At 69.8% G+C, this 4,987-nt stretch carries 4 protein-coding genes and 1 pseudogene; 1 reads left to right on the top strand and 4 read right to left on the bottom strand.

What is annotated here, in order from left to right; translation table 11 throughout:
* The 4 genes and pseudogenes from ACRDP3_RS10115 to ACRDP3_RS10100 all read right to left on the bottom strand — a co-directional run.
* Nucleotides 1-409 (bottom strand): annotated as a pseudogene (locus ACRDP3_RS10115) (ParA family protein); the annotation flags it as partial.
* A 15-nt stretch (nt 410-424) separates the two neighbouring features.
* Complete coding sequence (gene cpaB, locus ACRDP3_RS10110; RefSeq protein WP_431516537.1) at nt 425-1,162, bottom strand: Flp pilus assembly protein CpaB; 738 nt, start codon at nt 1,160-1,162, stop codon at nt 425-427.
* A 3-nt stretch (nt 1,163-1,165) separates the two neighbouring features.
* Entirely contained in the window at nt 1,166-2,083 is a 918-nt protein-coding gene (locus tag ACRDP3_RS10105) for a hypothetical protein (protein WP_431516536.1), read from the bottom strand.
* 205 nt (nt 2,084-2,288) lie between these two features.
* Nucleotides 2,289-3,605: an Nramp family divalent metal transporter gene (locus ACRDP3_RS10100; RefSeq protein ID WP_431516535.1), complete on the bottom strand. Its 1,317-nt coding sequence runs from the start codon at nt 3,603-3,605 to the stop codon at nt 2,289-2,291.
* 233 nt (nt 3,606-3,838) lie between these two features.
* Between ACRDP3_RS10100 and ACRDP3_RS10095 the strand changes: the two genes are divergently transcribed.
* Entirely contained in the window at nt 3,839-4,897 is a 1,059-nt protein-coding gene (locus ACRDP3_RS10095) for a chitinase (RefSeq protein ID WP_431516534.1), read from the top strand.
* The last annotated feature ends 90 nt before the right edge of the window (nt 4,898-4,987 follow it).

Raw genomic sequence — 4,987 nt, 5'->3', positions numbered from 1 at the left:
GGTGCCGGCGTACGCCGGCCGCCCACGTGGCGGCGGCACCGACCCGGGCGGCGAGGTCGTCGTAGCTCAGGGGCAGTCCGACCACGCCGCGCGCGCCGGCGTCCATGGCGGCCGAGTACAGCGGCGGGCTGGTGTCGCGGGTGAGGAGGACGACCCCGACGGCCGGGAAACGGAGCGCGACCTCGCGGATGAGCTCCAGGGCCGGGAGGGGGCCGATGAGTTCGTGTACGAGGACGACCTCGGGCAGCGCGGACAGCGACTCCCCGGCCAACTGCGCGAGCGTGTCGAGCAGCTGGGTGGAGTCGATGGCGGGGGGCGCCGGCTCACTGTCGGGGAGCCGGCCGAGGAGGCCGGCCACGGTGCGGGCGGCGTCCGGGTCGCTGACTGCCGGCTTGATGCGGATGACCATCGGCTGATACCTGCCTCACTCGTCCCCGGTGAGCGTGTACGTACGGTCGCGGTCGGGGATCTCGGTGCCGTCGCCCGGGGCGACGAGGGCGAGCCGTACATGCTCGGCGAAGGACTCGGCGTAGGCGACGCGTTGGGCGTCGGCCGTGGAGAGGGCGAACGTGATCGGTACGCCGTCCCGCTCCCGCTGCCGGGTGCGCTGGTCCTGGCTGCTGTCACCGCCCTCCTTGAAGGGGGTGAGCTTGCCGACGTCGATGACCTTCGCGTCGCTGACGATGACCTTGGACTGGTTGGCCGACTTCCCCTTGCCGCCGGGCTGCTGCTCGCCGGCGAAGGTGGCGAAGATGTTGACCCTGCTGCCGGGGTTGATCTTGCCCGCGACGCCCGTCTCGGCGTCGATCATGATGGCGATCTCCTGCTCACCGGGTTTGAGTTCGGGGCGCTCGGCCATCATGTCGGTCTGCAGGAGCGACCCTTTGCGCAGCTGATTCGTGGCTATCTTGCCGCGTACGTCGTCGAGGTCGGTGACCGCCGTCTCGGGCCGCCAGCGGTCGGGCATGGACACCTTGGTGAACTGCTCGGCGCTCAGGGCCCGGTAGGCGGGCACGTCCTCCTTCAGCTCGTACGCCGGCTCCTCGGGGCCGACCCTGGCCTCCACATTGCGTATCAGCGCCAGCACGCCCCCGAACGCCCCCAGGGCGCAGAGCACGGAAACGAGCAGCAGGATGACGCCACGGCGCTGGCGTGAATTCATGGACTACAGACCTCGGGGATCGGCGACGACGGCGTGACGGGCGTGCGGGGACGAGCGGTGGGCGACGGGAGTGGCCGGAGCGGCAGGCCCGGACGCGGCGGGGGCGGCGCAGAACGCGCAGCGGTCCCCGATGAGTTCGAGCCCGCACCAGTGGCACTCGTCGCGCCGCACCGAGGAGACGAGCTGGTAGAGCACGGAGACGTCCGGAATGGCGGCGGCGAACTCGATGAGCTTGCCCGTCCCCCACCAACGGGCCGAGTCGCCGGGCAGATACGCCTCCCGCACGCCGCCGACCTGCCACTGCCGGGCCAGCGTGCCGGTCACCCACTCCGAGGTGAGCTGGCCGGTCGCGACGGTGAGCTGGGTGGCGAACCGCGGTCCGGCGAGGGTGCCGTCGGCCTCGTTGCCGCTGCCGGTGAGCCGCACGAGCTGCGGCGCCGGCGCGGCGAGCACCGCGAACTGGGCCCCCGGCATCCAGGACTTGGCGTGCGCGGTGAGCGAGACCGGCACGTGGTCGAGCTTGGCGACCGAGTTGAGCAGCGCACCGGAGTAGACGTAGTGCGCCAGCAGCCGGGCGGCGGCGCCCAGCACGCCGGGGCTGAACTCGCACAGCGACAGCTGCCGCAACTGCCGTACCAGCACGGCGATGCCCAGCGGCGGCAGCGTGGTCGGCAATAAGGCGATCCTGTCGCTCTCCAGGACGGAGCGGATCGTGTGCAGCCGGTGCAGGAAGGGCCGGGGCAGCGTGTTGGGGTGTACGACGACGAGGTAACCGTGCTGCTCGATCAGCAGCTGGGTCTCGGCGAGCGCGGCGTCCAGCGGCTGTTCCCCCGGCGATTTGAAGACGTGGGCGCGCGGGGTGTTCCGGTCGGGCGGCGGCAGCATGTGGTCGTGGCTGGTGACCGCCAGCGCAGTAGTCATCCCGCCCCCCAGCCTCGTCCTGGGCCGGCGGGCCCAGGTACCGGATCAGCGTGCCGATCCGACGACATCACACCCTATCGGCGGAGCCCACGCCAGAGAACAACTCAACGGAGCCGGCCCGCGCCGCTCCCCCTGCCATACCCCCTTATGGGAGCAGGTCAATCGGGATCGGGCGGGCCGGTGTCATCCGGGCCGGATCGGCCAACTACCAGGGCAGCTCCCGCACCTGCTGCACGCACAGCGCGATGAACAGCAGCCCGGAGGCGGCGAGCAGCACGTTGCTGACGATGCCGTTGCGCCATTCACGCGGTGTACGGCTGGAGTTGAGCAGCCAGATCAGGGTGAGCGCGAGGAACGGCATGAAGAAGGCGCCGAGCGCGCCGTAGACGATGACGAGACCGAAGGGCTGCTCGAGCCAGAGCAGGGTCATCGGCGGGAACGTCAGCCACAGCACGTAGAGGCGGAAGGGCATGGAGCGCTCGCGGCGCACGGTCGCCTCGGCCGTCTCCGTGTGGGACTGCTCCGCACCCTTGCGGGCCGCCTGGATCCGCTCCACGAAGTCGGCGAACATCAGGCTGACGCCCTGCCAGACCCCGATCAGCGAGGTGTAGGACGCGGCGAAGAAGCCGACGAGGAAGAGGTTGGCGGTGAAGGTGCCGAAGCGGTCCTCGAGGATCTTCCCGAGATCGATCAGACCCTGGTCGCCCTCGGCCAGGGCGATCCGCCCGGCGTGCAGCAGCTCGGCGCCGACGATCAGCATCGCGACGACGAAGATGCCGGTGGTGATGTACGCGACGCGGTTGTCGAGCCGCATCATCTTCATCCAGCTGCTGTCGGTCCAGCCCTTGGCGTTCACCCAGTATCCGTACGCGGCCAAGGTGATCGTGCCGCCGACGCCGCCGACGAGGCCAAGGGTGTAGATGACCGAGCCCTCCGGCAGCACCGGGACGAGCCCGGCGAAGGTGGCGCCGACGTCCGGCGTCACGCGGATCGCGAGGTAGACGACGACCACGAACATGACGCCGATCAGCACCGTCATGACCTTCTCGAAGACGGCGTACCGGTTGAACCAGACGAAGACGAGACCGGACAGCCCGCAGATGATCGCCCACGCCTTGAGGCTGAGCACACCGGGGAAGAGCGCGGCCAGCGGCAGCCCGGAGGAGGACATCGCGGTGCCGCCGTAGACGAAGCCCCAGATGACGACGTAGACCGCGAAGTAGATCGTCGTCCAGCGGCCGAGGGTGCGCCAGCCGTCGAAGAGGGTGCGGCCGGTGGCCAGGTGCCAGCGGCCGGTCGCCTCCGCGAGGGCGATCTTGACTATGCAGCCGATGACGGCGGCCCACAGCAGGGTGTAGCCGTACTTGCTGCCCGCGATGAGGGTGGAGACCAGGTCGCCCGCGCCGACGCCGGTCGCGGCGACGACGATGCCGGGGCCGATCATCTTCCAACTGGACTTCCGGGCGGGCGGCGTGGCGGGGGTGGATGCCGCCCCCGCCGTCTTGCTGTCTTCCGTTGCCATTTCGCCTACCGCCTTTTTACTGGTGCCCGTTCGTTGAGGAGTGCTGCTCGGCGCATCCAATACTCCGGAGACATTCAGCACAAGGGCACGAGCCGGGTCACAAGCCAGTCAACAACCGCTGCCAGAGGTCTTGACAACCGCATTGGTCTGGACCACGTTGTGAGCACGCGCAGGGCCCCGCGCGCACCACACTCGGCACCACCTCCCCAAGTCCCCCCACCACGGAGGCAGTTGTGGCACGCGCCAGATCAGAAACCAGTACGCACTCCCGCATCCGCACCAGGTCACGGATTCTCGCGGCAGTGGCCGCGGGGGCACTGACCGCCGGCGGGCTGCTCGCCCTCGGCACGGCGAACGCCGCCGAACGGGCACCCTCCACCACCGCAGCAGCCACCACCGGGGTGGGCGCCTCCGCGGTACCCGCACACGCCGTCACCGGTTACTGGCAGAACTTCGACAACGGCGCCACGACCCAGAAGCTCTCCGACCTGCCGGCCGCCTACGACATCGTCGCCGTCTCCTTCGCGGACGCCACCGGCACGCCGGGCCAGGTCGACTTCACCCTCGACCCGGCGACCGGCTACGGCTCGGAGGAGGAGTTCAAGGCCGACATCGCGGCGAAGCACGCCGCGGGCAAGTCCGTGATCATCTCGGTCGGCGGCGAGAAGGGCAACGTCAGCGTCGCGAGCGACGCCGCGGCCACGGCGTTCGCCGACAGCATCGTCGCCCTGATGAACGAGTACGGCTTCGACGGCGTCGACATCGACCTGGAGAACGGCCTCAACTCCACGTACATGACCAAGGCGCTCAACACGATCCACGCGCAGAAGAGCGATGTCGTGGTGACGATGGCACCGCAGACCATCGACATGCAGTCGACCTCGACCGAGTACTTCAAGACGGCGCTCAACATCAAGGACTACCTGACCGTCGTCAACATGCAGTACTACAACAGCGGTTCGATGCTCGGCTGCGACGGCAAGGTCTACTCCCAGGGCTCGGTCGACTTCCTGACCGCGCTCGCCTGCATCCAGCTCAAGGGCGGCCTCGACGCCTCGCAGGTCGGCCTCGGCACCCCCGCCTCATCCCGCGCCGCGGGTTCCGGCTACGTCGCCCCCGGCGTGGTGACGGCGGCCCTGGACTGCCTGGCCAAGGGCACCAACTGCGGGAACTTCAAGCCGGACCGGACATACCCCGGCATCCGCGGCGCCATGACCTGGTCCACCAACTGGGACGCCGCCAACGGCAACAACTGGTCGGGCACGGTGGGCCCGCACGTCGACGGGCTCTGACGACGACCCGTCCGCACCAGACCCGCTGCGGGGTGCCCCCCACCGCCTCGTACGCGCGCGACGCCCCCGGACCGGCAGTCGGTCCGGGGG

It is taken from the genome of Streptomyces sp. (genome assembly GCF_050698815.1).
GTDB lineage: Bacteria > Actinomycetota > Actinomycetes > Streptomycetales > Streptomycetaceae > Streptomyces.
This window is presented reverse-complemented; position numbering and strand designations above follow the sequence as displayed.

Bases quoted from the DNA above. Each gene is read 5' to 3' on its own strand.
- cpaB (WP_431516537.1), bottom strand. From the start codon at position 1,162: ATGAATTCACGCCAGCGCCGTGGCGTCATCCTGCTGCTCGTTTCCGTG.
- ACRDP3_RS10105 (WP_431516536.1), bottom strand. From the start codon at position 2,083: ATGACTACTGCGCTGGCGGTCACCAGCCACGACCACATGCTGCCGCCG.
- ACRDP3_RS10100 (WP_431516535.1), bottom strand. From the start codon at position 3,605: ATGGCAACGGAAGACAGCAAGACGGCGGGGGCGGCATCCACCCCCGCC.